Origin of the sequence: Nocardioides sp. Kera G14, from assembly GCF_020715565.1 — a bacterium.
GTDB lineage: Bacteria > Actinomycetota > Actinomycetes > Propionibacteriales > Nocardioidaceae > Nocardioides.
Genome location: NZ_CP085839.1, coordinates 1,256,600 through 1,281,941, shown reverse-complemented (window position 1 = coordinate 1,281,941; position 25,342 = coordinate 1,256,600). Strand labels below are relative to the sequence as shown.

The 25,342-nt window shown below is 69.6% G+C and carries 27 protein-coding genes, 1 other RNA gene, 1 pseudogene and 1 riboswitch; of the genes and pseudogenes, 18 read left to right on the top strand and 11 right to left on the bottom strand.

What is annotated here, in order from left to right; genetic code table 11:
* Window positions 1-9: 9 nt before the first annotated feature.
* From LH076_RS06385 to LH076_RS06370, 4 genes are read left to right on the top strand one after another with little or no spacing between them, the layout of a single operon-like run.
* A complete protein-coding gene (locus tag LH076_RS06385) occupies window positions 10-915 on the top strand; it encodes an ABC transporter ATP-binding protein (protein ID WP_227783149.1) in 906 nt (301 codons plus the stop codon).
* Window positions 915-1,691 (top strand): ABC transporter permease, encoded by a 777-nt coding sequence (locus LH076_RS06380; protein WP_227783148.1) that lies wholly within the window; start codon window positions 915-917, stop codon window positions 1,689-1,691. The genes LH076_RS06385 and LH076_RS06380 overlap by 1 nt, the downstream gene beginning before the upstream one ends.
* Window positions 1,684-2,787 (top strand): sensor histidine kinase, encoded by a 1,104-nt coding sequence (locus tag LH076_RS06375; RefSeq protein ID WP_227783147.1) that lies wholly within the window; start codon window positions 1,684-1,686, stop codon window positions 2,785-2,787. The genes LH076_RS06380 and LH076_RS06375 overlap by 8 nt, the downstream gene beginning before the upstream one ends.
* A complete protein-coding gene (locus LH076_RS06370; RefSeq protein ID WP_227783146.1) occupies window positions 2,784-3,398 on the top strand; it encodes a response regulator transcription factor in 615 nt (204 codons plus the stop codon). Before LH076_RS06375 ends, LH076_RS06370 begins: the two co-directional genes overlap by 4 nt.
* A 3-nt stretch (window positions 3,399-3,401) precedes the next feature.
* Here LH076_RS06370 and LH076_RS06365 read toward each other — a convergent pair whose 3' ends face one another.
* A complete protein-coding gene (locus LH076_RS06365) occupies window positions 3,402-3,608 on the bottom strand; it encodes a hypothetical protein (protein ID WP_227783145.1) in 207 nt (68 codons plus the stop codon).
* 91 nt (window positions 3,609-3,699) lie between these two features.
* Between LH076_RS06365 and LH076_RS06360 the strand changes: the two genes are divergently transcribed.
* Genes LH076_RS06360 through LH076_RS06345 form a run of 4 tightly spaced genes read left to right on the top strand, consistent with a single transcriptional unit; the run spans window position 3,700 to window position 8,309 of the window.
* A complete protein-coding gene (locus LH076_RS06360) occupies window positions 3,700-5,226 on the top strand; it encodes a circularly permuted type 2 ATP-grasp protein (protein ID WP_227783144.1) in 1,527 nt (508 codons plus the stop codon).
* Window positions 5,226-6,155 carry an alpha-E domain-containing protein gene (locus LH076_RS06355; RefSeq protein WP_227783589.1) on the top strand — a complete coding sequence of 310 codons (930 nt, stop codon included), beginning with the start codon at window positions 5,226-5,228 and terminating at the stop codon, window positions 6,153-6,155. The genes LH076_RS06360 and LH076_RS06355 overlap by 1 nt, the downstream gene beginning before the upstream one ends.
* Window positions 6,152-6,997, top strand: coding sequence for a transglutaminase family protein (locus tag LH076_RS06350; protein WP_227783143.1), 846 nt, complete (start codon window positions 6,152-6,154; stop codon window positions 6,995-6,997). Before LH076_RS06355 ends, LH076_RS06350 begins: the two co-directional genes overlap by 4 nt.
* Window positions 6,998-7,031: 34 nt before the next feature.
* Window positions 7,032-8,309, top strand: a complete 1,278-nt coding sequence (locus tag LH076_RS06345) for a S1 family peptidase (RefSeq protein ID WP_227783142.1) — start codon at window positions 7,032-7,034, stop codon at window positions 8,307-8,309.
* On the opposite strand, the gene LH076_RS06340 is transcribed toward LH076_RS06345, so the two are convergent.
* A complete protein-coding gene (locus LH076_RS06340) occupies window positions 8,299-8,697 on the bottom strand; it encodes a tetratricopeptide repeat protein (protein ID WP_227783588.1) in 399 nt (132 codons plus the stop codon). The two genes, LH076_RS06345 and LH076_RS06340, sit on opposite strands and share 11 nt — an antisense overlap.
* A gap of 42 nt (window positions 8,698-8,739) precedes the next feature.
* Window positions 8,740-9,705, bottom strand: a complete 966-nt coding sequence (locus LH076_RS06335) for a sensor domain-containing diguanylate cyclase (RefSeq protein WP_227783141.1) — start codon at window positions 9,703-9,705, stop codon at window positions 8,740-8,742.
* A 96-nt stretch (window positions 9,706-9,801) separates the two neighbouring features.
* On the opposite strand from LH076_RS06335, the gene rnpB reads away from it, so the two are divergent.
* Window positions 9,802-10,159, top strand: an RNA gene (rnpB, locus tag LH076_RS06330) — RNase P RNA component class A.
* 8 nt (window positions 10,160-10,167) lie between these two features.
* Here rnpB and LH076_RS06325 read toward each other — a convergent pair.
* Entirely contained in the window at window positions 10,168-11,787 is a 1,620-nt protein-coding gene (locus LH076_RS06325) for a class I adenylate-forming enzyme family protein (protein ID WP_227783140.1), read from the bottom strand.
* A gap of 37 nt (window positions 11,788-11,824) precedes the next feature.
* On the opposite strand from LH076_RS06325, the gene LH076_RS06320 reads away from it, so the two are divergent.
* Together LH076_RS06320 and LH076_RS06315 are read left to right on the top strand one after the other, a co-directional pair.
* On the top strand, window positions 11,825-12,982 hold the full coding sequence (locus LH076_RS06320) for a serine hydrolase domain-containing protein (protein ID WP_227783139.1): 1,158 nt from the start codon (window positions 11,825-11,827) through the stop codon (window positions 12,980-12,982).
* Window positions 12,979-14,310 (top strand): flavin-containing monooxygenase, encoded by a 1,332-nt coding sequence (locus LH076_RS06315; protein WP_227783138.1) that lies wholly within the window; start codon window positions 12,979-12,981, stop codon window positions 14,308-14,310. Before LH076_RS06320 ends, LH076_RS06315 begins: the two co-directional genes overlap by 4 nt.
* On the opposite strand, the gene LH076_RS06310 is transcribed toward LH076_RS06315, so the two are convergent.
* Window positions 14,296-15,624, bottom strand: coding sequence for an HNH endonuclease signature motif containing protein (locus LH076_RS06310; RefSeq protein ID WP_227783137.1), 1,329 nt, complete (start codon window positions 15,622-15,624; stop codon window positions 14,296-14,298). The two genes, LH076_RS06315 and LH076_RS06310, sit on opposite strands and share 15 nt — an antisense overlap.
* A 165-nt stretch (window positions 15,625-15,789) precedes the next feature.
* On the opposite strand from LH076_RS06310, the gene LH076_RS06305 reads away from it, so the two are divergent.
* The gene (locus tag LH076_RS06305) at window positions 15,790-16,629 is read left to right on the top strand and encodes a nuclease-related domain-containing protein (RefSeq protein WP_227783136.1); all 840 of its coding nucleotides are present in this window, start codon (window positions 15,790-15,792) and stop codon (window positions 16,627-16,629) included.
* A gap of 3 nt (window positions 16,630-16,632) precedes the next feature.
* Here the strand turns inward: LH076_RS06305 and LH076_RS06300 are convergent, their stop codons facing one another.
* Window positions 16,633-17,331: a L,D-transpeptidase family protein gene (locus LH076_RS06300; RefSeq protein ID WP_227783135.1), complete on the bottom strand. Its 699-nt coding sequence runs from the start codon at window positions 17,329-17,331 to the stop codon at window positions 16,633-16,635.
* Window positions 17,328-17,471 carry a hypothetical protein gene (locus LH076_RS06295; RefSeq protein ID WP_227783134.1) on the bottom strand — a complete coding sequence of 48 codons (144 nt, stop codon included), beginning with the start codon at window positions 17,469-17,471 and terminating at the stop codon, window positions 17,328-17,330. The genes LH076_RS06300 and LH076_RS06295 overlap by 4 nt, the downstream gene beginning before the upstream one ends.
* A 74-nt stretch (window positions 17,472-17,545) precedes the next feature.
* Here LH076_RS06295 and LH076_RS06290 point away from each other — a divergent pair, with 74 nt between their 5' ends.
* On the top strand, window positions 17,546-18,214 hold the full coding sequence (locus LH076_RS06290; protein ID WP_227783133.1) for a DoxX family protein: 669 nt from the start codon (window positions 17,546-17,548) through the stop codon (window positions 18,212-18,214).
* Here LH076_RS06290 and LH076_RS06285 read toward each other — a convergent pair.
* Genes LH076_RS06285 through LH076_RS06275 form a run of 3 tightly spaced genes read right to left on the bottom strand, consistent with a single transcriptional unit; the run spans window position 18,211 to window position 20,005 of the window.
* On the bottom strand, window positions 18,211-18,999 hold the full coding sequence (locus LH076_RS06285; protein WP_227783132.1) for an SDR family oxidoreductase: 789 nt from the start codon (window positions 18,997-18,999) through the stop codon (window positions 18,211-18,213). The two genes, LH076_RS06290 and LH076_RS06285, sit on opposite strands and share 4 nt — an antisense overlap.
* A gap of 54 nt (window positions 19,000-19,053) precedes the next feature.
* Window positions 19,054-19,203, bottom strand: a complete 150-nt coding sequence (locus tag LH076_RS06280) for a hypothetical protein (RefSeq protein WP_227783131.1) — start codon at window positions 19,201-19,203, stop codon at window positions 19,054-19,056.
* Window position 19,204: 1 nt separating this feature from the next.
* The gene (locus LH076_RS06275) at window positions 19,205-20,005 is read right to left on the bottom strand and encodes an SDR family NAD(P)-dependent oxidoreductase (RefSeq protein WP_227783130.1); all 801 of its coding nucleotides are present in this window, start codon (window positions 20,003-20,005) and stop codon (window positions 19,205-19,207) included.
* A 55-nt stretch (window positions 20,006-20,060) separates the two neighbouring features.
* Here LH076_RS06275 and LH076_RS06270 point away from each other — a divergent pair, with 55 nt between their 5' ends.
* The 5 genes and pseudogenes from LH076_RS06270 (at window position 20,061) to LH076_RS06250 (ending at window position 24,418) form a co-directional block, all read left to right on the top strand.
* Window positions 20,061-20,597, top strand: coding sequence for a 2'-5' RNA ligase family protein (locus tag LH076_RS06270; RefSeq protein ID WP_227783129.1), 537 nt, complete (start codon window positions 20,061-20,063; stop codon window positions 20,595-20,597).
* Window positions 20,594-20,752, top strand: a pseudogene (locus LH076_RS06265) (cobyric acid synthase CobQ); the annotation flags it as partial. The gene LH076_RS06270 and the pseudogene LH076_RS06265, both read left to right, overlap by 4 nt.
* 50 nt (window positions 20,753-20,802) lie before the next feature.
* A complete protein-coding gene (locus LH076_RS06260) occupies window positions 20,803-21,339 on the top strand; it encodes a bifunctional adenosylcobinamide kinase/adenosylcobinamide-phosphate guanylyltransferase (RefSeq protein WP_227783128.1) in 537 nt (178 codons plus the stop codon).
* 49 nt (window positions 21,340-21,388) lie between these two features.
* Window positions 21,389-21,528: riboswitch (cobalamin riboswitch) on the top strand.
* Between the two features lie 53 nt (window positions 21,529-21,581).
* A complete protein-coding gene (locus tag LH076_RS06255; protein WP_227783127.1) occupies window positions 21,582-23,423 on the top strand; it encodes a ribonucleoside-diphosphate reductase subunit alpha in 1,842 nt (613 codons plus the stop codon).
* Window positions 23,420-24,418 (top strand): ribonucleotide-diphosphate reductase subunit beta, encoded by a 999-nt coding sequence (locus LH076_RS06250; protein WP_227783126.1) that lies wholly within the window; start codon window positions 23,420-23,422, stop codon window positions 24,416-24,418. The genes LH076_RS06255 and LH076_RS06250 overlap by 4 nt, the downstream gene beginning before the upstream one ends.
* Before the next feature lie 38 nt (window positions 24,419-24,456).
* On the opposite strand, the gene LH076_RS06245 is transcribed toward LH076_RS06250, so the two are convergent.
* The gene (locus LH076_RS06245) at window positions 24,457-25,293 is read right to left on the bottom strand and encodes an adenosylcobinamide-GDP ribazoletransferase (protein ID WP_227783587.1); all 837 of its coding nucleotides are present in this window, start codon (window positions 25,291-25,293) and stop codon (window positions 24,457-24,459) included.
* Window positions 25,294-25,342 lie beyond the last annotated feature (49 nt).

Below are 25,342 nucleotides of genomic sequence, written 5' to 3'. Positions count from 1 at the left end.
GCTGAATCCATGAGCCTCACGACACCGGCGGCGAAGCCGGCTGCAGTCCGCCTGAACGGCGTGACGAAGTCCTTCGGCACCGTCCAGGCCGTCAAGGGCATCGACCTCGAGCTCGGCCAGGGCGAGGTCGTCGCCTTCCTCGGCCCGAACGGTGCCGGCAAGACCACGACGATCGACATGATCCTGGGCCTCTCGAAGCCGACGAGCGGCACCGCCGAGGTCCTTGGCCTGACGCCTCGCGACGCGATCGCCCGCGGCCTGGTCTCGGCGGTGATGCAGACCGGTGGGCTGCTCAAGGACCTCACTGTCCGGGAGACGGTCGAGTACACCGCGTCGCTCTTCGCCGACACCATGCCCGTCGACCAGGCACTCGCGAGCGCGGGGATCTCCGGCATCGCCGGGCGCAGGGTCGGCAAGTGCTCGGGCGGTGAGCAGCAGCGGCTCCGCTTCGCGATGGCACTGCTTCCGGATCCCGCCCTGCTGCTGCTCGATGAGCCCACCACGGGGATGGACGTCGAGGGTCGGCGTACGTTCTGGAACTCGATCCGCACCGATGCCGGCCGCGGGCGGACCGTGCTCTTCGCGACGCACTACCTCGAGGAGGCCGACCAGTACGCCGACCGGATCGTGCTCATCTCCAAGGGCACCATCGTCGCCGACGGAACCGGAGCCGAGATCCGGGCTCTGGCCTCCGGCCGGACGGTGCGTGCGACGTGGGCGACACCCGACGTCGCCGCGCTGCAGTCGCTGGGTGGCGTGGACCAGGTCGAGATGAGAGGAGACCAGGTCCTCGTCCACACGAAGGACAGCGACGCCGACGCGCGCTACCTCCTCTCCCAGACACCCGCACGGGACCTGGAGATCACCAGCAAGAACCTCGAGGACGCGTTCCTCGCCCTGACGGGAGAGCACTGATGAGCATCGACGTCCGGGCCCGGCGGGTGCCGCCACTCGGCGGCTTCAACCTGCGGGTGCTGCGGATCGAGCTCTCCCGGATGCTCCGCAACCGCCGCACTATCGTCTTCACCCTCGTCCTGCCGGCCGCCCTCGCGTTGAGCTTCGGTGGCCAGAAGGGATGGGAGGAGCGAGCCGGTTCGGGCAACGTGGCGGCCTACATCCTGGTCAGCATGGCGCTCTACGGCGCCGCACTGACCTCGGCCGCCACCGGCTCGATGGTGGCCCTCGAGCGCTCCACCGGCTGGTCGCGACAGCTGAGGCTCACTCCGCTCAACCCGGTCGCCTACATCCTGATGAAGGCACTGATCGCGCTCTTCATGGGTGGGCTCGCGATCGCGGCGGTCAACGTGGTCGGCATCTGGATGGGCAAGGCCGAGATGCCGCTCCACATCTGGATCGTCAGCGCCTTCGTCGCCCTCGCGTGCACCCTCACCTTCGCCGCGCTCGGCGTCTTCGTCGGCTACATCGTCCCCGGCGAGAACGCCATGCAGATCCTCGGCCCGGGACTGGCGCTGCTCTCCTTCCTCGGCGGCCTCTTCATCCCGCTCGACACCTACGCCGACGTGGTCCGCCACATCGCCTACTGGACGCCGATGTACGGCGTCGCGCAGATCGTCCGGGCCCCACTGACGCACGACCTGCCGTGGTTCGCGATCGTCAACGCGGTGGCGTGGCTCGCGATCTTCATCGCCGGCGCTGCGTGGCGGATGAGCAAGGACACGGCTCGTGTCTGACGTCGTCGGCCAGAACAACCGGCTGCGCGTCGCCGGGCCGTGGATCGCCACGCTCTGGCTGCTCTTCCTGATCAGCCCCTTCGTCGAGGGCTGGAACCGCTGGGCCGACCACCACGACGGCCGCGGCATCGCCGGCATGGTGCTGGTCGTCGTCTTCACGATCGTCTACCTGCGGGTCTTCATGTCGGCTCGCGACTCGCTGCGCGGGCTCGGTCCGGCCATCCCGATGACGGCCGGCGTCTCGTACGTCCTCTCGCTCCTCCTGCTCGGCGCCCTCATCACGGCCTCGGTCGGTGACAGCGGCACGGCGACCGCGCCCTTCGTCGCGGTGTCGGCGATCCTGCTGCTCCCGCTGCGCTTCGGCCTGCCGCTGGTGGCGGTGGTCGTCGGGGCGGTCCTGGCCTGCGGCGCGGTGCCGGGCTGGCACGACCAGGTGGGGAGCGCCTTCGGCGTCATCGCAGGCTCGTTGGCGGTCTTCGGCTTCAAGACGGTGCTGCGACGCAACGTCGAGCTGATCCAGGCCGAGCAGGACAATGCCCAGCTGCTCGTCGACAACGAGCGCAACCGCTTCGCGCGGGATCTGCACGACATCCTCGGGCACTCCCTCACCGTGATCACCGTCAAGGCCGAGCTGGCCCAGCGCCTCTTCGACGTCGACCCGGAGCGCGCGCGGGCCGAGGTGGCCGACCTCGAGCGGCTCTCCCGGGATGCGCTCGCCGACGTGCGCCGCGCGGTAGAGGGCTACCGCGAGATGACCCTGCCCGGCGAGCTCGCCCGGGCGCGGACAGCCCTCGAGGCCGCGGAGATCACTCCCCGGCTGCCCCAGTCGACTGACGACGTACCGACGGAGCTGCGGGACCTCTTCGCCTGGACCGTGCGTGAGGGCGTGACGAACGTGATCCGCCACTCCCACGCCACCGCCTGCGAGATCGTGCTGACGCCGACCAGCGCCGAGGTGCGCGACGACGGACGTGCCGCCGCCTCGGAACCGGGCAACGGCCTCAGGGGCCTCCGCGAGCGGGCGAGCGCCGAGGGCGCGACGCTCGAGACGCGGACGCTCTCCCCCGGCTTCTCGCTCAGGGTTGCGGTCCGATGAGCGCCCCGATCCGCATCCTCCTCGCCGACGACCAGGCGCTCGTCCGTGGAGCGCTGGCAGCGCTGCTCAGTCTGGAGCCCGACCTCGAGGTCGTCGCGGAGGTCGGGGACGGTGCCGCCGTCCTGCCGGCGGTGCTCGCACAGAAGCCGGACGTCGCGCTCCTCGACGTCGAGATGCCGCAGATGGACGGCATCGCCGCCACGGCGGAGGTCCGCGCGGCCGCGCCCGACACCCGGGTCCTGATCGTCACGACCTTCGGCCGGCCCGGCTTCCTGCGCCGTGCGATGCAGGCCGGCGCGAGCGGGTTCGTCGTCAAGGACACGCCCGCGGCCCAGCTCGCCGAGGCCGTACGCCGGGTCCACGCCGGCCTGCGCGTCGTCGACCCCCAGCTCGCGACCGACAGCCTGATCGCCGGCGAGTCACCCCTCACCCAGCGCGAGACCGAGGTGCTGCAGGCCGCGCGCGACGGCTCGAGCGTCGCCGCGATCGCGGGGCGGCTCTTCCTGTCAGAGGGCACCGTGCGCAACCACCTGTCGTCGGCGATCGGCAAGACCGGGACCGGCAACCGCGCGGAGGCGGTGCTCATCGCCGAGGGGAACGGCTGGCTCTAGGAGTCAGCCGTCGTGGCCGGACTCGGTCGGGCCCGGGCCCTCGTTCCACTCCCGGTCCTCCTCGTCCCACTTCTCGTTGTTCTGCTCCACCTTCTCGAGCGCGTGGGACGCGGCCTCGGCAGAGGGATAGGGCCCGAGGCGATCGGCGTTCTTGCAACCCTCGCGCGGCTCGACGGTGTGGTGTTTGAGGCAGAACCAGTACTCGTCCACCACTCGAACCTAGCGCGTCGTTCCATGCAACAACGCTGTTACACGGTTCCCGCTAGTGTCCGAACATGGCGCACCTCAAGGCAGCGGCCGCATGAGCATGTTCGACGGCTACGTCATCCGTGATCCGGCGTATGACGAGATGTTCTCCACGGGCGAGCCGCGGCCGGCGTACCAGCAACTGGCGGCGACGCTCGAGAAGCTGACGCCCGCGGACCTGGCCAGCCGCGTGGAGACACTGTCGGCCAACTACTTGGACCAGGGCGTCACCTTCGACATCGGTGGCGAGGAGCGCGCGTTCCCGATCGACATCATCCCGCGCATCATCGAGGCCGACGCCTGGGCGACCATCGACGCGGGCGTCCAGCAGCGGGTGAAGGTCCTCGAGATGTTCCTGGCCGACGTGTACGACGCCGGCGCGGTCTTCGACGACGGCGTGATCCCACGCGAGGTGATCACGACGTCGACGCACTATCACCGTGCCGCAGCAGGGATCCGACCGCCGAACGGCGTGCGAGTGCACGTCTCCGGCATCGACCTGATCCGCGACAACGCCGGTGACTTCCGCGTGCTCGAGGACAACGTCCGCGTCCCCTCCGGCGTGAGCTACGTGATGACGAACCGTCGCGCGATCTCCGCCGCGCTGCCCGAGGCGATCGCCGAGCACCGGATCCGTCCGGTCGCCGGCTACCCGCAGAAGCTCCTCACCGCGCTGCGCGCCGCCGCGCCCGCCGGCATCCCCGACCCGACCGTCGTCGTGCTCACCCCGGGCCGTTACAACGGCGCCTACTTCGAGCACACCCTGCTCGCCCGCACGATGGGGGTGGAGCTGGTCGAGGGGCGCGACCTCATCTGCCGACAGGGCCGCGTGATGATGCGTACGACGAAGGGTCTGGCCCCCGTGCACGTCATCTACCGCCGGCTCGACGACGAGTTCCTCGACCCGGTGCACTTCCGGGCCGACTCGATGCTCGGCGTGCCCGGACTCATCGACGCGGCGCGGGCCGGCAACGTGACGCTGGCCAACGCGGTCGGCAACGGCGTGGCCGACGACAAGCTCGTCTACACCTACCTGCCCGACCTGATCCGCTACTACCTGTCCGAGGAGCCGCTGCTCCGCAACGTCGACACCTGGCGCATGGAGGACCGCGACTCCTTCACCGAGGTCATGGACCGGCTCGACGAGCTGGTGCTGAAACCCGTCGACGGCTCCGGCGGCAAGGGCATCGTGATCGGCCCGGTCGCCTCTCGCACTGAGCTGGACGAGCTGCGGGTGAAGCTCCACGAGGACCCACGCGGCTGGATCGCCCAGCCGGTCGTGCAGCTCTCCACCGTGCCGACGTACACGGACGGCAACGACTCCACGGGCGCGCTCTTCGGTGGGCGGCACGTCGACCTGCGGCCGTTCGCCGTCAACGACGGCTCGAAGGTCTCGGTCCTGCCCGGTGGGCTCACGCGTGTGGCCCTCGCCGAGGGCGAGCTGATCGTCAACAGCTCCCGTGGCGGCGGGTCGAAGGACACCTGGGTCCTCGCCGGGCCGTTGCCGACCGTCGAGGACCTACCACCGGTGCAGACCCAGACACAGTCGCAGTCGAGCCAGTCGCAGAGTCAGGGGGCGTGATGCTGAGCCGGATCGCCGAGTCGATCTTCTGGATCGGGCGGTATATCGAGCGGATGGAGGACACCGCCCGCATCCTCGACGTGCAGACCCAACTCGTGCTGGAGGACGCCGCCGTCGAGGAGGAGCCCGCCTGCCGCGCACTGCTCTCGATCATGGGCATTGAGGAGGCGCCCGAGGGACCGCTCAACCTCACGACCGTCCAGCACCTGCTGGCCTACGACACCGCGTCGACGGCGTCGATCGCCTTCTGCCTCAACGCCGCCCGCGAGTCCGCCCGCGGTGCGCGGGAGACGCTGTCGGTGCCGCTGTGGGAGGCGCTCAACACGGCCTACCGGGCGATCCCGACGGGGCAGCTCTCCCGGATGCGTCCGCCGGCGATCTTCCAGTGGGCCCGCGAGCGGGCCGCGCTCATCGACGGCACCGCGGCGGCCACGATGCTGCGTGACGAGGGCTACCACTTCCTCGTCCTCGGCCGCTGCCTCGAGCGGGCCGACATGACGTCACGACTGGTCGCGACAGCCGGTCTCTCGGCCGGCGCCTCCGGCGCGAGCTGGACGTCGGCGCTGCGCGCCTGCGGCGGCTATGAGTCCTTCCTCCGGACCAACAAGGGAGTCGAGAGTGAACGGGCCGCGGCGGAGTTCCTGCTCCTGGACCGCCTCTTTCCCAGATCCGTCATCTACTCCCTCACCCGCGCCGAGGAGTGCCTCGACAATCTGGAGCCGGCCGCCCGGCGCACCGGCTTCCAGAACGAGGCACAGCGGCTGATCGGCCGGATGAAGGCCGAGCTCGAGTTCCGCACGCTCAGCGACCTGATGGCCAACCTGCCCGACGAGATGGAGGCGCTCCAGCGAACCTGTGCCACCGCGACCGCAGCGATCGACAACCGCTACTTCGCCGGGCCTGCGGCCATGGCATGGCTGGGGGCATGACGATGAGCCAGATGACACTGAGGATCGTCCACACGACCGGCTTCGAGTACGACGGGCGGGCGGTGGCGTCGTACAACCAGGCGCGCCTGACTCCCCTGTCGACGCCCGAGCAGATCGTGGTCCACCACCGTGTGGAGGTCTCGCCGAAACCGTGGACTCATCTGTACCGGGACTACTTCGGCAATCAAGTGACGGCCTTCGAGGTGGTCGACCCGCACGAGTCGATGCGGGTGACCGCGACCTCGACCGTGCAGGTCAACCGTCCTGCCGCGGCCGGCCCCTCCCTCACTTGGGGGGACCTGACCGACCGTGCCGTCTCGGACAGGTGGGTGGAGTACCTCGTCATGCCCGAGTTGGTGAGCCCGCCCGAGGAGTTCGCACTCCGCGTCAAGGAGCTGAACTCCCTTCCCACTCCCGGCGAGGCGGCGAAGGCCATCTGTGAGCTGGTCCGCTCCGAGGTCACCTACCGCCCCGGCTCCACGGACGTCCAGGACTCGGCGGCCGTGGCGTGGGAGCAGCGCGCCGGGATCAGCCAGGACATGGTGCACCTCGCCATCGGAGGCCTGCGCACGTTGGGGATTCCGGCGCGCTATGTGTCGGGCTACTGCCACACGGGAGGTGAGGTCGGTTCGACAGTCTCGGGTGAGTCCCACGCGTGGGTCGAGTGGTGGGACGATGGGTGGAAGCCCTTCGACCCGACGAACGGCACCGAGCCGCAGGACTCCTACGTCGCCGTCGCCACCGGCCGCGACTACACCGATGCCAAGCCCCTGTCGGGCATCTACTCCGGCGCCGAGACCTCGTCGATGTTCGTCGAGGTCGAGATCACCCGGCTCGCCTGAGCGGGCTCTCAGGTTCGTGTCCTAGCTTGCGTGCGTGAGCATTCGCAGTACGCGTCGTATCGGCGCGATCGGCCTGCTTCTGGTCGCTCTCCTCTCACCCGCCGGGCAGGCGTCGGCGCGGGATGAGGCCCGGATCATCGGTGGCACCGAGGTCTCCGCCTCGAGCTACTCGAGCACGTGGCCGTGGGTCGTCATGGTGACGATCGACGTCGGCACGGAGACGTACGAGTGCACCGGCTCCCTGATCGCGCCGCAATGGGTCCTCACCGCCGCGCACTGCACCGCCGAGACCTCCGACCCGGCCGCCTACACCGTGAAGGGCGGGTCGCCGAACGAGGCCCAGATGGTGTCGTTCGGCACCGTCGACGCCGTACGGATGGATCCCGGCTACGACCCCGACGCCGTCGAGCTCACCGCCGCGGACGACGTGGGGCTCCTCCACCTCGCCGCACCCGCGTCCACGCGGACGCTGCCCACGCTCGCCGTGGCCTCTCCCACGGGCACGGTCACCGCGACCACGCTCGGTTGGGGCACCACGTCAGGCACCTCGTTCCTGAATCCCTCCCCGACCCCCTCCCCGACGCTTCGGGAGGTGCAGGTGCAGCTCACGGCCTCGAGTCGCGGCTCGCTCTACAGCCCCGGTCCGACCGGAACCTGCAGCGGTGACTCAGGCGGTCCGGCGGTCGACACGCGCGGGACCATCATCGGCACCACCTCATGGGGCGACGATGCCTGCCGCACCGACAACTACTACACCGACGTCGCCACCGTGACGCCCTGGATCCTGAAGACGACGAGGACACTGTCGGGCGCCCAGCCCGCCGTGGCCGCGCCGCCGACCTTCGCCGGCTCCCGCACCGTGCGCGTGCTCGCCGACTCCCGGTCGGTGGTCGTCACCGTTCCGACGCCGACGGCCTCCTCCGGGACGGTCTCGTGCGACCGCGCCGCACGGCGCCGGGTCACGGTTCCCTCGCGGGTGGTCACCCGGTGCAGCGCCAGGTCGGCGTTCGGGAGCAGCTCGACCACCTACACCGTGGTCGCCAGGCGCAGCGCCCGGGCCGTCGACGTCCGGCGACAGGGGCGCCGCGTCGCGTCCGTACGCCATGGCGCGCTCGTCACGCTGACAGCCTCCGGCTTCCCGCGCGGCTCGCTCGTCGTCGCGGCCTGGGGCACCCGGCGTACGACGGCCCGGGCGTCGAGCACGGGCGTCGTACGCCTGCGACTCCGGGCGCCCTCGTCAGCGGGACGTCGGGCGGTGACGCTCACCGGCGGTGCGCTTGTCCGCGTCCAGCTGGTCCGCGTCACCCGTTGAGTCGTGCGAGCTCACGGGTGACGCGGTAGACCGCGGCCTCGTGGTCGTAGTCGCCGCTCATGATCGCGGCGAGCTTGAGGTGCGGCAGCGCCTCGGCGGGGCGGCTCTGACGCTCGAGGACACGCCCGAGGGCATGCTGGGCCCAATCATCGCTGGGGTTCTCGGCCACGAGCTCACGCAGGAGCTCCTCCGCCTTGGCCAGCTGGACGCGCGTCATCAGCGCCCACGCCTTGAGCTGGCGCAGCCCGCGGTTGGTCGGGTCCTCGGCCAGGGCAGGCTCGAGCACCTCGAGCGCCTCACTCGGCGCTCGCCGACCCAGCAGGTCGTACGCCGTCCGGAAAGCCGTCTCCGGCCCCTGGCCGGGAAAGACCAGCGCCGGGATCTTCATGTCGTCCACATCGACACAACACGGGCGGACGCTGAGCGATTCCTACGCCGCCACGACGCGACTGCGGCCGGTGGCCTTGGCGCGGTAGAGCGCGGTGTCGACGCGCTCCATCATCGAGTCGAGTCCCTCGCCGGGCCTCCGGATGGCCGCGCCGATCGAGCAGCTCTGGCCCTGCGGCACGGTATCGACGATCCGCTGAGCGGCATGCAGCGCGTCGTCGGCGGAGCACGTCGGCAGCGCCACGGCGAACTCCTCACCGCCCCAGCGCGCGACGAAGTCCGTCGCTCTGAGCTCACCGGCCAGGCTCTGGGCGAACTCCGCCAGCAGACGGTCCCCGGCGAGGTGCCCGTGCTCGTCGTTGTAGAGCTTGAAGTGGTCGAGGTCGATCAGCAGCACCGCGACCGGGCCCTGCGCATCCAGCTCGGCGAGGCGAGCCTCCCAGGCCCGGCGGTTCGGCAGGCCGGTGAGTTCGTCCGTCATGGCCATCTCCGTCACCCTGCGCTGCGCTCGGTGCAGCCGGTCGGTGAGCCAGGCGGGTACCTCGGCGACGGCGGCCCAGGTCAGCACCGCGAGGGTGACCCGGATCCCCGTCTGTGGGTGCGGATAGGCACGGAGCACGACCCAGAAGGCGGCGGCCGAGGGCGCGAGAAACGGCAGTGACGTCCAGCGACGCTGTGTCAGGCCGATGAACAGGAAGGCTATGACCGGCGCCCCCGTCGCCAGCGTCGCGCTCTGCGGTGCCACCTGCGAAGCGGCCCAGAGGCCGAGGATGACCAAGGATGGCCAGCACAGGAGCCATATCCGGGCATCAGTCCGCTGCAGCACCAGCCAGAGGACCAGGACGACGACGAGGTGGCCGACGTAGAAGCCCCACGTCGCGTCCGCCTCACCCGTGAACGTGCTGGCGAGGTAGAGGACACTGACCATCAGGGCCGTGCCGACCGCTGCCGCGGCATGGAGCGACCGAGTGGAGGCGGGGTCGACGAGGTCGAGGCGCTCACCCCACATCTCCGCTCACCCCCCACGACTTCCGGTTTCCTGGAGAAAGGATCCCATGTCTGGCCGGATCACCAAACCCGCTGCGGTAACCTCGTCCCCGCGTGACGGGTTGGCCAGGCGATCGCGTCGTCCTCCCTCCGGGAAGACGTCGAGGAAAGTCCGGACTCCACAGGGCAAGGTGGTGGCTAACGACCACCCGGGGTGACCCGCGGGACAGTGCCACAGAGAAGAGACCGCCTCCCGGCGTACGTCGGAAGGTAAGGGTGAAACGGTGAGGTAAGAGCTCACCAGCGGATCGGGTGACCGGACCGGCTAGGTAAACCCCACCTGGAGCAAGACCAGACAGTGCTCACCGAGGCGGCCCGCTGAGAGCACGGGTAGGTTGCTGGAGCCTGCGAGCAATCGCAGGCCGAGATGGATGATCGTCCAACGACAGGATCCGGCTTATCGACCAGCCCGTCACGCAGACCCTCACACCACGATGTCGCGGCGACTCACCTTGCCCGTCGCGTTGCGCGGCAGCAGGGTGTGGCCGATCGCCCAGTGGTTCGGGAGTTTGTAGCGCGCGAGCCGCGGCCGCAGGTGGTCGAGCAGGTCGTCGGCGGTGAGCGAGCAGCCCTCCTGGAGGACGATGACGGCGGCGACCGCCTGCCCCAGATCCTCGTCCGGTACGCCGACCACCGCGCACTCGCGCACACCCGGATGTGACTCGAGCTGAGCCTCGACCTCCGCGGGGTAGACGTTCTCCCCGCCCCGCAGGATCAGGTCCGACCGGCGGCTGACGAGGTGCAGGTGGCCGGCCATCGGGCCCGTCTCCACGATCGCGCCGAGGTCGCCGGTGCGGAACCAGCCGTCGGGCGCGAAGGAGTCCGCGGTCGCGACGGGGTCGCCCCAGTAGCCGAGCATCATCTGCGCGCCGCGGAGCCAGACCTCGCCGTCGCGCACGTCGACCTCCATCGTGGGCACGGGCCTGCCGACGGTCTCGGCGTCGGCCTCGAGGTCGGCGGCCGAGGCGAGGGTCGCCGCCGTCGACGACTCGGTCAGTCCGTAGGACGTGCCGAGCGACCGGGCGGCGGTGGGCAGCACTGCGCGCAGCCGCTCCTTCAACGTCCCGGAGGAGGGTGCGCTGTTGACGGAGACGGTCCGCAGGGAGCTCAGGTCGACGTCGTCGAGGCCGCGCGACTCGGCCCGTTCGACCAGCCGGGTGAGCATCGTGGGCACCGCGCCCCAGTTGGTGACCCGCTCGCGCTCGATCAGGGCCAGCACCTCGTCGATGTCGAACCGCCCGAGGTGGACGACCGCGGTGTCACCGACGGCCAGCCGCACGACCGAGAGGTTGTGCAGGGCCGCGATGTGGAACAGCGGCGTCGCCAGGAGGAAGCGTCGGTCGCGGGGCGGGAAGCCCATCTCGGTCGCCACGGCGTCGTTGAGCAGGTGGAACCACAGCGCCGCGATCACATTGCGGTGCGAGTGCGTGGCGCCTTTCGGACGCCCGGAGGTGCCGCTGGTGAAGAGCACCACCGCCGGGTCGTCCTCGTCCACCTCCGGCACCTCCAGCGCGGCATCCCCATGGCGAGCGATCAGTGCCGGCACCTCGAGGTCGAGGTCGATGACCGGCACCCCGGGAACGCCGGCCTCCTCGAGCACCTCACGCCGTGCGGCGTCGGCGATCACCACCACAGGGGACGCGAGCTCGATGCCGTGACGCATCTCCTCGCTCGCCCACATCGAATTCATCCCGACCGCGACGCCGCCGACCGCGATGACAGCCCAGAACGCGACGACCCACCGCGGGCAGTTGGCGGCACAGATCGCGACGCGGTCGCCCGGGCCGACGGCGTACTCCTCGCGGAGGGCGGCAGCGAGCGCGGCCACCATCCGCTCATGGTCGGCGAAGGTGATCCGCTCCTCGGTGCTGACGAGGTAGTCGCGGTCACCGAACCGGGCCGAGGCGAGGAGGATCTCGCCGAGCGAGCGATGCCGTCGGACGAAGACCTCCAACTGCTGGCCCCGGACGTCCTCCCGGGCGATCTCGAACGGCTCCCCCGCGGCGGTCAGGCGTGCGACCACCTCGTCACGTGTCGGACTCACCTTGCAGAGAATAGAACGTGTTCCTATTCTCGGGAACGTGACAGCAGCGCCGCGTGTCGAAGGATTCGCCCATCCGAGCTTCGAGCCGTTGCGCGAGCTCCTCCAGTCGCGACTGGACGCGGGAGACGATGCCGGCGCCTCACTGGCCGTGATCCGCGACGGCGAGACGCTCGCCGACCTCTGGGGCGGCACGGCGCGGCCGGGGATGCCGTGGCAGGAGGACACGATCACCCAGGTCTGGTCGATCACCAAGACGATGGCCGCGCTGACCGTCCTCGTCCTGGCCGATCGGGGCGTGATCGACCTCGAGGCGCCAGCGTCGACGTACTGGAAGGCGCTAGCCGACGGCCCGAGCGGTGACCGCGTGCTGGTCCGCCACCTCCTCGCTCACACCTCGGGCCTCCCGGGCTGGACCGATCCGCTCGACGTCGAGGGGTTGCTGGACCTCGAGCGCTCGGAGGCGATGCTGGCGGCTCAGGAGCCCTGGTGGGAGCCGGGCACGGCGTCGGGTTACTGCATGATCAGCTACGGCCACCTGCTCGACGCGGTGGTCCGAGGTGCGACCGGGCGACCGCTGAGCGAGGTCTTCCGCGAGGAGATCGCCGTACCGCTCGGGGCCGACTTCCACCTGGGCGTTCCCGCCGACGCCCTCGAGCGCTGCGCCGACCTGATCGCCCCCACCGAGCGGCTGGACCTGCCGCCACTCGCCGAGGACAACCAGCTGATCCGGACGCTCACCAACCCCCTCCTGGACGTCGGTGGCTTCTGCAACAGCGCGCCCTGGCGGCAGGTCTCGGTGGCCGGCGCAAACGGGCACGGCAACGCCCGGTCCATCGCGCGGATCCAGTCGGTCATCTCCCACGGCGGCGAGGTGGACGGCGTACGCCTGCTGTCGCCCGCCATGATCGATCGGCTCCTCCAGCCCGAGGCCAGCGGCCTCGACCTCGTCATCCCCGCCGAGCTCACGTGGGGGCTCGGCTACGCACTCATCCCGCCGGTCGCGGCGCCCGACCTCCCGGCCGCAGAGCGCCGCTGCTGGTGGACGGGGTACGGCGGCGCCATCGTGATCAACGACCTCGACCGCCGCACGACCATCGCCTATGCGATGAACAAGCTGGGCGCCCACCTGATCTCGTCGCCCCGCACCGACGACTACGTCCTCACCGCCTACCGCTGCCTGGAGGAGACCTCATGAAGGTCTGCATCATCGGGGCCGGCTGCTCCGGTTTCACGACCGCGAAGCGGCTCAAGGACCACGGCATCGCCTACGACCAGTTCGAGCTCTCCGACGACGTCGGCGGGAACTGGTACTTCCGCAACCCCAACGGCCGCTCGTCGGTCTACGAGTCGCTGCACATCGACACCTCGACCACGCGCCTGGAGTTCGAGGAGTTTCCGGCGCCGCGGGAGTTCCCGCACTTCCCGCACCACACCCTGATCCACCAGTACTTCCGCGACTACGTCGACCACTTCGGGCTGCGCGACGCGATCACCTTCAACGCCGGCGTCGAGCACGCCCGCCGCCGCGACGACGGCACCTGGGACGTCACCCTCACCACCGGCGAGACACGGCACTACACCGATCTCGTCGTCGCCAACGGCCACCACTGGAAGCCACGGATGCCGCAGTGGCCGGGCACCTTCGACGGCACGATCCTGCACAGCCACAGCTATCTCTCGCCGTTCGAGCCGATCGAGATGCGCGGCAAGCGGGTCATCGTGGTCGGGCTCGGCAACTCGGCCGTCGACATCGCCAGCGAGCTCGCCTTCCCCTGGATGGCGTCGAAGGTCTACGTCTCAGCGCGCCGCGGCGTCTGGGTGCTGCCGAAGTACCGCGGCGGCCAGCCTGCCGACAAGGTGATGGCACCCCCGACGATCCCCAAGGAGGAGGCGCTCGTCGCCTCGCGCGCGCTGATCCGCGACCTTGTCGGGTCGATGAGCACCTACGGGCTGCCCGAGCCCGACCACGAGCCGCTGTCGGCGCATCCGACCGTGAGTGCCGACTTCCTCACCAAGGCCGGCTCCGGGGACCTCCACATGCTCCCCGAGATCACGCGGCTCGACGGCTCCACGGTCCATCTCGCCGACGGCTCGTCGGTCGAGGCCGACGTGATCGTCTGTGCCACCGGTTATGAGATGAGCTTCCCGTTCTTCGATCCCTCTGACACCGACCTGCATCCCGATGCCGAGCACCGCTTCTCACTCTTCAAGCGGATCGTCCGGCCCGGAGTCGACCATCTCTTCTTCGCCGGCCTCGCCCAGTCCTCCCCCACGATCGTGAATCTCGCGGAGCAGCAGTCGAAGCTGATCGCCGGCGTGATCGACGGCAGCTACCGGCTGCCCTCGGTCGAGGAGCAGGAGAAGATCATGTACGCCGACGAGGCAGCGCACCTCGAGCAGTACTACGACGCTCCCCGGCACACCATCCAGATCGACTTCGGCCGCTACTGCGTCGACCTCGAGAAGGAGCTTGCCGCAGGGCGGGATCGGGCCGGGTCACTGGCGGCGTCAGGCTGCGACTGACCTGCCGAGGTCGATGGTGCCTTGTGGAGTGACCTCGAAGAGGAAGCCCTGCGGGCTCGTCCACTCATAGATGCCGGGCCGGATCTCCCGATAACGCCAGGGCGTGAAGGTCTTGGTCCGGTGGTGGGTTCGACAGAGACAGGCGAGCTTCGAGCGTGAGGTCTGGCCGGGCGGCCCGCCGTCCTTGGGGTCGACCCACTCCTCGATGTGGTCCTGATCGCAGGCCTCGGCGGGGCGCTCGCAGAACGGGAAGACGCACTTCTGGTTGACCTCGATGACCTTCTCGCGGAGCGAGGGACCGCCGAAGCGTGCGTGGGAGACGGCCTCGTCGTTCAGGTCGAGGACCGGCCGGATGACAGGCTTCATCCGGCTGAACCAGGTCTCGAGCTGTGGGATCGAGAGCATCCCGATCCGCTGGCCGGTGAGCGTGTGCACGGTCGCGACTGTGTCGCCCTCGGCGACACGCACCGTGACCGGCAGCTGCGGCACGTCGACGGAAACCTTCGGTCCGTCGTCCGTTATGGACTGGTTGAGAAACATGACCTGGCCACGCGCCAGCATTCCGAGAGCCTTGGCCAGACGCACCGCCAGCGGCTCACCGGTGTCGGTGATCTGCTCGGCGACGTCGTGAAGGGTCTCCTTGAGCGCGATCGCATCGTCGGTGTCGAGCTCCGCCTCCAGAGGCGTCGTCGCAGCGCGGCCGCTCGGGTTCTGGCCGATGCGGATGTCGACATGGCGACCGTCGAGGTCGCCGACCTCGTCGTCGACCAGTTCCTCAGGGTTGAAGCGGGCCCGCGCCTCCTCGACCACACGGTCGAGGGTCCTGACGCCGACCTGCTGGGCACGGGGCGCGATCTGCTCGTCGATCCACGCGGCGGCCTCCTGCGAGACGGACATCGTGGCCTCGGCGATCCGACGGGCCCGCCAGCCGTCGACGCGGCCCGCCTGCACCTGACGCCATGTCTGCGGAAGCCGGTGGACCAGCGCGAGCGCTCCGCCGAGGTAGGCACGGGCGGACATCGTCGAGCGTCCCGTTGCCGCAGCGAACTCCATCACCGCGAACTCCTCAATCCACGGCGACCCGTCGCCGCCGAGCAGAAGCGCACGCTCAGCCCCCGGAGCCTCGTCGAGCTGCGAGGCTCCACGCCACCACTGGTCGACCTCGTGGAATGAGGCGAAGCGCGCAGCAGTGGCGATCTGCAGCACTTCCTCCTCGCGGATCCGCTGCTGCGATTCCCGCATCAAGGTCAATGCGCTCGCGTCGTCGTCCACAGCGTCGAGCGCCACGGCGAGGTCGAGGGCGTTGTGCGGCATGCCGCAATTCTATCGTGGACAGGCGTTCGAATCCAGAGTCGGTCGCCTCGACATCGGCCAATTTCTATAGGTTTCCTCAAGGCGCATGACGAGCGTCGAATCCCAATCAGAAGCCAACCGCTCAGAAGTGCAACCACATCGCTCGATTGGTGAGAAGGTCACTTCATGGACAAACCCACAGCGGATCAGAAGCGCATGAAGCTTCGGTACGCCGGCGCGTGCCGTCTCTGTGGGACGGTGCTGGAGGCTGGCGCCGAGGCCATCTACGAGCGAGCGACGAAGACAGTCCGCTGCCTCGAATGCTTGGCATCCACACCGGCTCAGGAGCCTGAGCCCGTCACGCCCGTGGCGCCTGTCGACGCCGGCGCCCCGGGCGGCTCAGCACGTCGCGAGTTCGAGCGCCGGCAGGCAAAGCGCACGGCGCGCATCCGGGAGAAGCACCCGAAGCTCGGCGGGTTCATCCTCGCCGTCAGCGACGACCCGCAGACCACGACCGCGTGGAACACCGGCGCCCTCGGCGAGGAGCGCCTCGGCAACCGACTCAACCAGCTCAGCTCCGATAGCATGCGAGTGCTGCACGACCGCCGCATCCCCGGAACCAAGGCCAACATTGATCACATCGCGGTGACTCCGTCCGGCATCTTCGTGATCGATGCCAAGAGGTACGTCGGCAAGCGGCCCACCCTGCAGATCGAGGGCGGCCTCTTTCGGCCGCGGGTCGAGAAGCTCCTTGTGGGGCCACGCGACCAGACCAAGCTCGTCGACGGCGTACAGAAGCAGGTGGATCTGGTGAAGGGGATCCTCGACGACGCCGAGGTCCCGGTCGTCGGCGTGCTCTGCTTCATCGAATCCGACTGGCCGCTCATCGGCGGGGCCTTCACGATCCGAGGCGTCGAGGTCCTGTGGCCGAAGAGACTCTATCCGCGTCTGACCGCCGACGGCCCGCACCGTGATGCGGTGGCCGATCAGCACCGCCGGCTCGCGGCGTGCTTCCCGTCGGCCTGACCTTCACCGCCCGATGGCGATGACCGGGTGAGCTGACGGCTCGAGCCGGTGGAAGAGCTTCCGCATCATCGAGCGCGGCAGGCTGACGCAGCCGGCGGTGGCGCCACGCCCGTTGACGTGCAGGAAGATCGCGAATCCTCGCCAGCGGACCTGCTCCACGTTGAACGACGTGACGAAGGCGTATTCGTACTGACGCCGGTAGTGCGCCAGGTGCTCCGACGCCTCGGGATCGCTCGCGGGCAGCAGACGGAAGCCGCCCTGGGCACGGGTGCGGAGCTGGTTGTAGTAGCGCGACGAGTTGTCGCCGACCCAGTAGTCCCCGGCACGCGTACGGCGGTAGGGCATCGACCAGGCGCTCCGCCGCGCATGCGTCCCGAACGTGGACATCAGGTCGAAGGTGCCGAGCGGTGTGGTGCCGTCACCCTGGTGTCGGCGCGTGGCGACCGAGAGGCCGCCGTACCCCACCCGAGCGTCGGTGGTGCGCAGGCCGCGCCGCCAGCCGGAGGCCGTGCGCACCCAGAGAGTGGCGCGGGCATGCCAGCCGTGCGTGCGGTTGACGGTGACGACCTGGGTCGTGGCGGAACGCAGGACGACCCGCACGCCGTCGAGCCTGACCGTGCCGGTGGCCGTCGTCGCGGCCGAGGCAGGTGGCGCCGCGAGGATCCCGATCGTGAGGACGAGCGCCCCGGCGAGCCGGATCACCGCTGGTCGTCGGGGAGGACCCGCAGGTCGCTCTCGACAGGCTGAGCCCGGTGCGGCTCCGCGATGACGACCACTGCCGCCACACCCGCGGCGACGAGGGCGAAGGTGATGAGGGTCCACCAGGCGAGGAAGGCAGTCACGCCACACCCTTACCCACCCACGGCCTCTTCATGCCTGACGTTTGGACCGCCACGGTTCTGGGCACGGTGGCGATATGAGTATCAGCCGACGCCTGGCACGACCGCTCCTGTCCTCCATCTTCTTCGTCGGGCCGATCAGGTCCCTGAAGAACGCCTCCGGCCCGGCCGAGCGGGCGAAGCCGGTCACCGACCCGCTCGTCACCGCCCTGCAGCGCGCGGGCCTGCCGGTGCCCGCCGATCCCGAGCTCCTGGTCAAGGTCAACGCCGGCGTCCAGCTGGCGGCCGCCACCGGACTCGTCCTCGGCCGCTTCCCCCGCCTGTCCGCGGCAGTTCTTGCGGGCACGCTTGTGCCCACCACCCTCGCCGGACACGCGTTCTGGCGCGAGAGCGACCCGGAGGCGCGGCGCGCCCAGCAGTTGCAGCTGGCCAAGAACGTCTCGATCCTCGGCGGCCTGGTCATCGCGGCCCTCGATACCGACGGCAAGCCGGGCAAGGCGTGGCTCGCCAAGGCCACGGCGCGCGAGCTGGCCCGCCAGGCCGAGCACGTCGCGAGCACGACGAAGCTCGAGGGTCGGATCGCCGCACTGCAGGCGGCGGGTGCCGGCGACGTCCTCACGGAGAAGGTGGGCAGCGCCGCCGCGACGGTCGTCGACCGCGGCCACGCCGTGGCCGGGACGGTGGCCGACGTCGTCGCGGACAAGCTCGACGCCACGGCGGAGAAGGTGGGCCAGCTCCGTCACTAGAGGGTCCGCCAGTCCTCCGACTCCTGGTCGTGGCCGTGCGCGGCCATGAGCATGAGGCCTCCGTCGACGATGTACGAGGCGCCGGTGACGTAGGACGCCCGCGGCGAGCAGAGGAAGCCGATCACCGAGGCGACCTCGTTGACGTGTCCCGGCCGCCCGATCGGATTGCCCGGTCGCTTGATGCTGTACGCCGACTCCTCGGCCTGTCCGGTCATCTCCGTGGCGATCTCGCCGGGAGCGACGCTGTTGACCGTGATGCCGTGCTGGCCGAGCTCGAGCGCCATGACCTTCGTCAGCGCACCGAGTCCTGCCTTGGCCGCGCAGTAGGCCGCCGAGCCGACACGCGGAACGTGCTCATGGACACTGGTGACATTGACGATCCGGCCGCCCTGACCCGCGTCGACCATCACCTGTGCGGCGCGCTGGGCGACGAGGAACGGTCCGTCGAGATCCGTCGCGATGACCTGCCGCCAACTGTCGTAGGAGACGTCGAGGACCGAGTCCGACTGACCGGTGCCGGCGACGTTGACGAGCACGCCGAGGCCACCGAGCTTCGTGGCGAGGCTGTCGACGATGTCGCCGGCTGTCGGGCTGGCGGCGTCGAAGCGCTCGACGAAGCAGCGTTGACCCCGCTTCTCGATCTCGCTGACGGTGTCGAGCACACCGTCCATGTCGTGGTGGACGGTCAGGCCGACGTCGTACCCCTCGGAGGCGAGCAGTTTGGCGGTGGCAGCGCCCATACCGGAGTCGCTGCCGGTGACGATGGCGAGCAGTGGATGCGTCATGTCTGGGCTGTTTCCAGATTCCCGCGGACTACACGGGGCGGCGCGGTCGCCTTGTCAGTGCCGGGGTGGGCGACGGGTACGGCCCTCGTCGGGCTCCCTGAGGTCGTGCTGGATCTGCCGCGCCCGCTTGCGCTCGAACAGGAGGATCAGGACCACCACGCCGGCTGCGACCACGAGGGAGGCGATCACGCTGAACAGGCTCATGTCACTCCTCAGGCTTCGTCATCCGGGCCATGAGCGGGCTCATCAGGGCGTCGGGCATATGGGTCCCGGCCTCGGCCTGGAAACGGTTCTTCAGCGAGCCGGCGACGACCGACGCCTTGCCCGCCATCAGCGCCTTGAAGCCGTCCTTGGCCACGTCGGCGGGGTCGTCCTTCGTGCCTTGGCCCACCGGCGTGTCCTCCATGTGGGCGCGGATGAAGAACTCCGTGTCCGTCGGGCCGGGCATCAGTGAGGTCACGGTGACACCGGTGTCCTTGAGCTCCTCGCGGATGCCCTCGGCGAAGGAGTGGACGAACGCCTTCGAGGCGGCGTACGTCGCGTAGTAGGGCCCCGGGGCCACCGCCGCGATCGAGGACGTGACCAGGATGCGTCCCTCACCGGCGGCGACCATGTCGTGGAGGACGAGCTTGGCGAGATGGACGGTCGAGCGGACGTTGAGGTCGATCAGCCTCAGGTCGTCGACGAGCTCGGTCTGGTCGAAGCGACCGCCGACACCGACGCCGACGTTGAGCATGGCCACCTTCGGCACACCGCGCTTCCGCACCGCCTCGTAGAGGCGGGTCACGCCTTCGGACTCGGCCAGGTCGACCTGGACCGGCAGCGCGGTCCCTGTCGAGCCTGCGTAGGTGGCGGAGAGCTCGGCCGCCACCGCGGTGATCTCCGGTTCATCGGCGGCGATGACCACCTCGTATCCGTGGGTCACCAGCTCCGCGGCCAGCGCCCGTCCGATACCGCTCGACGCTCCCGTGACGACGGCAACCTGCCCCTGCTCGATCGTGGTCATATTCGGGCTGTAGCCAGATTCCGGCGGACTACACGGTGCCGTAGCCTGCGCGATCATGACTGGTCACACGGTGCTCGCGGTGCCGGTGCCCGTCCTCGATGCGGTCGTGCGGGAGCGGACGGCGTTCTACGACGCCAGCTTCGTGTCGACGGACCCCGACTTCGTGCATGCGCACATCACGGTGCTCGCCCCGTGGGTCACGGAGCCGACGCAGCGGGACCTCGAGGTCGTCGGTGACCTCGCGGCGACGGTCGAACCCGTCGAGATCGTGCTCGAGGAGGTGGTCGAGTTCCGGGGCGGCGTCATTCATCTCCGGCCCGAGCCGGACGAGCCCTTCCGCAAGCTCACAGCTGCGCTGACGGCCGCGTTTCCCGACTTCCTGCCGTACGGCGGCGCCTTCCCGGATCCTGTGCCGCACCTGACCCTCGACCACCCCGCGGGCGGCGTCAGGCGTGCTGACGTCGAAGAACGGATGCGGGATCATCTGCCGGTGACCTTCCGCATGGACCGGCTCGACCTGCAGTGGTGGGCCAACGACGACTGCCGGTTGCTGCACCGGTGGCACCTCGGCTCGACCGGCTCCGGCGCGTGAGCGGGCTGCTCGTCGCCGGCACCACGTCGGACGCCGGCAAGTCGGTCGTCACGACCCGTCTCTGTCGCGCCTTCGCCCGTCGGGGCGTGCGGGTGGCGCCGTACAAGGCACAGAACATGTCCACCAACTCGGTGGTGTGCGCCGACCTGGTCGAGGCTCACCTCGACGTCGACGTCCTGCTCACGCTTGCCCGGGAGGGAGTCCGATGAAGGCTGCCCGTGTCTTGGTCACCGGCGGTGTCCGCTCGGGGAAGTCCCGCCATGCCGAATCCCTCCTGCCCGCTGACGCACCGGTGACCTATGTCGCCGCAGGCCCGTCACCCGAGGACGAGAGCGATGCCGACTGGGCCACGCGTGTCCGCGAGCACCGTGACGCACGCCCGGAGCACTGGACGACGCTCGAGACCCGCGACCTCGCAGGCTCGCTGTCGTCAGCCGGGCCCGTGATCGTCGACTGCCTCGGCACCTGGCTCACCGCGTTGCTCGACGAGGACGAGTTGTGGGACGCCCCGGCTGACGTCGCCACCTCCACCGTCCTGGCCGAGGTCTCGCGCGCTGTCGCCGCCCTGGACGCACGGTCGGAGATGACGGTGCTGGTGACCAACGAGGTGGGACTCGGCATCGTGCCGACGTACCGATCGGGACGGCTCTTCCGTGACCTGCTGGGACTGGTCAACCAGCGCGTCGCCGAGCACTGCGACGAGGTGCATCTCGTCGTTGCCGGTCGCGTGCTCGTGCTCTGAGCGCGACACGCCGACGACACGCGGGCCACAACATCTGGTCCCACGTCTGGGATCCGATCCCACATATGGTGCTCCTGCAGCTGAACCAGGGAATCCGGTGAGAGTCCGGGACTGCCCCGCAACGGTGAGCGCGCTCCCCCGCAAGGGAGGCGTGCGAGTCCGATACCTGACAGTGCACCGCGCCCGTCGGGCGTGGTGGTCCGAGGCCTCGAGGGTGGGCTGACGCCAGGCGCCACCTCGCGGTGGCCGTCCCGTCGTCTCCTCTCGAGCAACTCCGAGGGGAGCACCTGTGGAAATCCGCAAACGCAACGGCGACAGCGAGCCCGTTGACGTCACCAAGATCGCCGTCGTCGCCGACACTCTTCAACTCCGGGACGCGGCACTCACAGATGTCCTCGTGCTACCTCGTCGACTCCCCGCGCGACGAGCTCGACTCGATCTACAGCCGGTATGCGCAGATCGCCAAGCTGTCGAAGTTCGCCGGCGGCATCGGCATCTCGTTCTCCCGCGTCCGGGGCCGTGGTGCGCTGATCCGCGGCACCAACGGCGCCTCCAACGGCATCGTGCCGTTCCTCAACACGCTCGACGCATCGGTCGCGGCGGTCAACCAGGGCGGCCGACGCAAGGGGGCCGCGTGTGTGTACCTGGAGTCGTGGCACCCGGACATCGAGGAGTTCCTCGAGCTGCGGGAGAACACGGGTGAGGACGCCCGGCGTACGCACAACCTCAACCTCGCCAACTGGATCCCCGACGAGTTCATGCGCCGCGTGGAGGCGGACGGGGACTGGTCGCTGATCGACCCCGACGTCGCCCCGGAGCTCGTGGACCTGTGGGGGCCGGCGTTCGACGTCCGCTACCGCGCGGTGGAGGCCGCCGGGCAGGTGGTGCGTACGATGAGGGCGCGCGACCTCTACGCGAAGATGATGCGCACGCTCGCCCAGACGGGCAACGGGTGGATGACCTTCAAGGACGCGTCCAACCGCACCTGCAACCAGACGAGTGACGAGCATGTCGGGCCGGGCCATCCGACCGTCCACCTCTCCAACCTGTGCACCGAGATCATCGAGGTCTCGTCGGACTCGGAGACGGCCGTCTGCAACCTGGGGTCGATCAACCTTGCGCAGCATGTGACGAGCGGCGAGCTCGACTGGGAGAAGCTGCGCGACACCGTACGGACGGCGGTGCCGTTCCTCGACCGGGTGATCGACATCAACTACTACCCGTCGGCGGAGTCGGCTGCGTCCAACCCACGCTGGCGTCCCATCGGACTGGGGCTGATGGGCCTGCAGGACGTCTTCTTCGCCCTCGGGCTGTCGTTCGACTCGGCTGAGGCGCTCGAGCTCTCCACCAGGATCCAGGAGGAGATCTACCTGACGGCGCTGGAGGTCTCGGCGTCGCTGGCCGTCCAGCACGGTCCGCATCCCGCGTACGCCGACACCCGGGCGGCGAAGGGGCAGCTGCAGCCGGACCTCTGGGACACGACTCCGACGCAGACCGCCCGGTGGTCCGCTCTTCGCGACAAGGTGGCCGAGACGGGGCTGCGCAACTCGCTGCTGCTGGCGATCGCGCCCACCGCCACGATCGCCTCCATCGCCGGTTGCTACGAGTGCATCGAGCCGCAGGTCTCCAACCTGTTCAAGCGCGAGACGCTGTCGGGTGAGTTCCTCCAGATCAACACGACGCTGGTGCGCGAGCTCAAGACGCGCGGCCTCTGGACCGCGGACGTGCGCGAGCAGATCAAGCGTGCCGAGGGCTCCATCCAGGGCATCTCCGCCATTCCGGAGGACCTCCGGCTGCTCTACCGCACCGCCTGGGAGCTGCCGCAGAAGGCGCTGATCGATCTCGCGGCCGCGCGGTCGCCGTACCTCGACCAGAGCCAGTCGCTCAACCTCTTCATGGCCGGCCCGACCATCGGGAAGCTCTCCTCGATGTACCGCTACGCGTGGCAGCAGGGGCTCAAGACGACGTACTACCTGCGCTCGCGACCTGCGACGCGGATCCAGCAGGCGACCGTGTCGGTCACGGCGGCTGAGGCCGTGGCCTGCTCCCTGGAGAACCCCGAGCACTGTGAGGCCTGCGAATGAACCTTCTCGACCCCGGCATGGACCTCACGCTGCGTCCGATGCGCTACCCGCACTTCTTCGACCGCTTCAAGGACGCGATCAAGAACACCTGGACGGTCGAGGAGATCGACCTGCATACCGATCTCAAGGATCTCGCCAGGATGTCGCCGGCGGAGCGACATCTGATCTCCCGCCTCGTGGCCTTCTTCGCGACCGGCGACACGATCGTGGCGAACAACCTCGTGCTCAACCTCTACCAGCACGTCAACTCCCCCGAAGGCCGCCTCTACCTCTCCCGGCAGCTCTTCGAGGAGGCGGTGCACGTGCAGTTCTACCTGAACCTGCTCGACACCTACGTCCCGGACGAGACCGAGCGGTTCGAGGCCTTCGCCGCCGTGGAGAACATCCCGTCGATCAAGCACAAGGCGGACTTCTGCTTCAAGTGGATCGACTCCCTCGGCGACCTCCACCGGCTGGAGACCAGGGAGGACCGGCGGGCGTTCCTGCTCAACCTGATCTGCTTCGCCGCGGTCATCGAGGGGCTCTTCTTCTACGGAGCCTTCGCCTATGTCTACTTCCTACGATCGCGGGGGCTGCTCAACGGGCTTGCCTCGGGCACCAACTGGGTCTTCCGTGATGAGTCGATGCACATGGCGTTCGCCTTCGACGTGGTCGACACGGCTCGTGCGGAGGAGCCGGAGCTGTGGGATGACGAGCTGACCGCGCAGGTCCGGGAGATGCTGAGGGAGGGCGTCGACGCGGAGGCGCAGTTCGCCGAGGACCTGCTGGGTCGTGGCGTCGCCGGGCTGTCGACGGCCGACATGCGCTCCTACCTGGAGTTCGTCGCCGACCGTCGCATGGAGCGGCTCGGTCTGCCGATCATCTACGGCTCGGCCAACCCGCTGGCCTTCATGGAGCTGCAGGACGTGCAGGAGCTCTCGAACTTCTTCGAGCGCAAGGTCTCGGCCTACCAGGTCGGCGTGACCGGCACGGTGGGCTTCGACGAGGAGTTCTAGGCGTACGCCGGGCGGCCGCTGTTCCGTGGCCGCCCGGCTCACGCCAGGACGACGAGGATCGTGGCGAGCGCCAGTTCGACGGCCGCCCCGAAAACATCTCCCGTCACGCCGCCGAAGCGCCGCATGGCGCGGGCACAGAGGACGAGGACCACCACCAGGGCAAGGGCTGCGGCGAGGGCGCCGCGCCAGAACGCGATCCCGGCCCACTCGCTGGCGGTGGCGAGGGCGACTGCGCCGGCGAGCGACAGGAGGGCCACCGTCTCACGCGGCACCGTCTCGGTGAACGTGCGGCCGAGTCCGTCGGGACGAGCCGCCACGAAGCCTCGAGCGCAACAGGTCGCGAGCGCGAGCCGTGAGACACAGAGCGCCACACCGACGAGCACGGCGACGTGGAGAGCGGCCGCCCGCTCGAGGCGCGCGGCGAAGAGGGAGCACTGCTGGCCACCGCAGCCAATCACCGCGTCCCACGGCGCGCCTCGGACCAACCCGTCGATCGCTGCCACCTGGAGCCCCACCACGAGCACGATCGCGACGACCCCCGCAGGCCCGGACGTGCCAGTCTTCATCACGGCCAGCGATCGCTCTCGATCGAACGAGGCAGCCATCCCGTCGACGACATCGGAGAGCCCGTCGAGGTGGAAGGCGCGGTTGCCCAGCACGACCGCCCCGATCGCCAACAGAGCAATGACGAGCGACGGCAGGTCGAGCCAGATCCCGCCGAAGACGATCGCCCCCGCCGACGCCGCCAGGGGCAGGACCGCCAGCGGCGCAAGCATCATCGCCCACATGGCTCGCCGGCGGTCGACCGTCGCGGGCGGCCTCACAGGGAGGGCAGTCAGCGTCCCGACGGCCAGTCGCCACGCGTCCCGCAGCATGCTCACCGCCGAACTCGGTCACTGCGAGTCACCTGGTGGCGCTGAGCCA

Bases quoted from the DNA above. Each gene is read 5' to 3' on its own strand.
- LH076_RS06270 (WP_227783129.1), top strand. From the start codon at position 20,061: ATGACTGGTCACACGGTGCTCGCGGTGCCGGTGCCCGTCCTCGATGCG.
- LH076_RS06380 (WP_227783148.1), top strand. From the start codon at position 915: ATGAGCATCGACGTCCGGGCCCGGCGGGTGCCGCCACTCGGCGGCTTC.
- LH076_RS06310 (WP_227783137.1), bottom strand. From the start codon at position 15,624: ATGCCGCACAACGCCCTCGACCTCGCCGTGGCGCTCGACGCTGTGGAC.
- LH076_RS06250 (WP_227783126.1), top strand. From the start codon at position 23,420: ATGAACCTTCTCGACCCCGGCATGGACCTCACGCTGCGTCCGATGCGC.
- LH076_RS06285 (WP_227783132.1), bottom strand. From the start codon at position 18,999: ATGACGCATCCACTGCTCGCCATCGTCACCGGCAGCGACTCCGGTATG.
- LH076_RS06275 (WP_227783130.1), bottom strand. From the start codon at position 20,005: ATGACCACGATCGAGCAGGGGCAGGTTGCCGTCGTCACGGGAGCGTCG.
- LH076_RS06360 (WP_227783144.1), top strand. From the start codon at position 3,700: ATGAGCATGTTCGACGGCTACGTCATCCGTGATCCGGCGTATGACGAG.
- LH076_RS06385 (WP_227783149.1), top strand. From the start codon at position 10: ATGAGCCTCACGACACCGGCGGCGAAGCCGGCTGCAGTCCGCCTGAAC.
- LH076_RS06315 (WP_227783138.1), top strand. From the start codon at position 12,979: ATGAAGGTCTGCATCATCGGGGCCGGCTGCTCCGGTTTCACGACCGCG.
- LH076_RS06335 (WP_227783141.1), bottom strand. From the start codon at position 9,705: ATGTGGGGTGAGCGCCTCGACCTCGTCGACCCCGCCTCCACTCGGTCG.
- LH076_RS06350 (WP_227783143.1), top strand. From the start codon at position 6,152: ATGACGATGAGCCAGATGACACTGAGGATCGTCCACACGACCGGCTTC.
- LH076_RS06260 (WP_227783128.1), top strand. From the start codon at position 20,803: ATGAAGGCTGCCCGTGTCTTGGTCACCGGCGGTGTCCGCTCGGGGAAG.
- LH076_RS06305 (WP_227783136.1), top strand. From the start codon at position 15,790: ATGGACAAACCCACAGCGGATCAGAAGCGCATGAAGCTTCGGTACGCC.
- LH076_RS06280 (WP_227783131.1), bottom strand. From the start codon at position 19,203: ATGAGCCTGTTCAGCGTGATCGCCTCCCTCGTGGTCGCAGCCGGCGTG.
- LH076_RS06245 (WP_227783587.1), bottom strand. From the start codon at position 25,293: ATGCTGCGGGACGCGTGGCGACTGGCCGTCGGGACGCTGACTGCCCTC.
- LH076_RS06355 (WP_227783589.1), top strand. From the start codon at position 5,226: ATGCTGAGCCGGATCGCCGAGTCGATCTTCTGGATCGGGCGGTATATC.
- LH076_RS06370 (WP_227783146.1), top strand. From the start codon at position 2,784: ATGAGCGCCCCGATCCGCATCCTCCTCGCCGACGACCAGGCGCTCGTC.
- LH076_RS06290 (WP_227783133.1), top strand. From the start codon at position 17,546: ATGAGTATCAGCCGACGCCTGGCACGACCGCTCCTGTCCTCCATCTTC.
- LH076_RS06340 (WP_227783588.1), bottom strand. From the start codon at position 8,697: ATGAAGATCCCGGCGCTGGTCTTTCCCGGCCAGGGGCCGGAGACGGCT.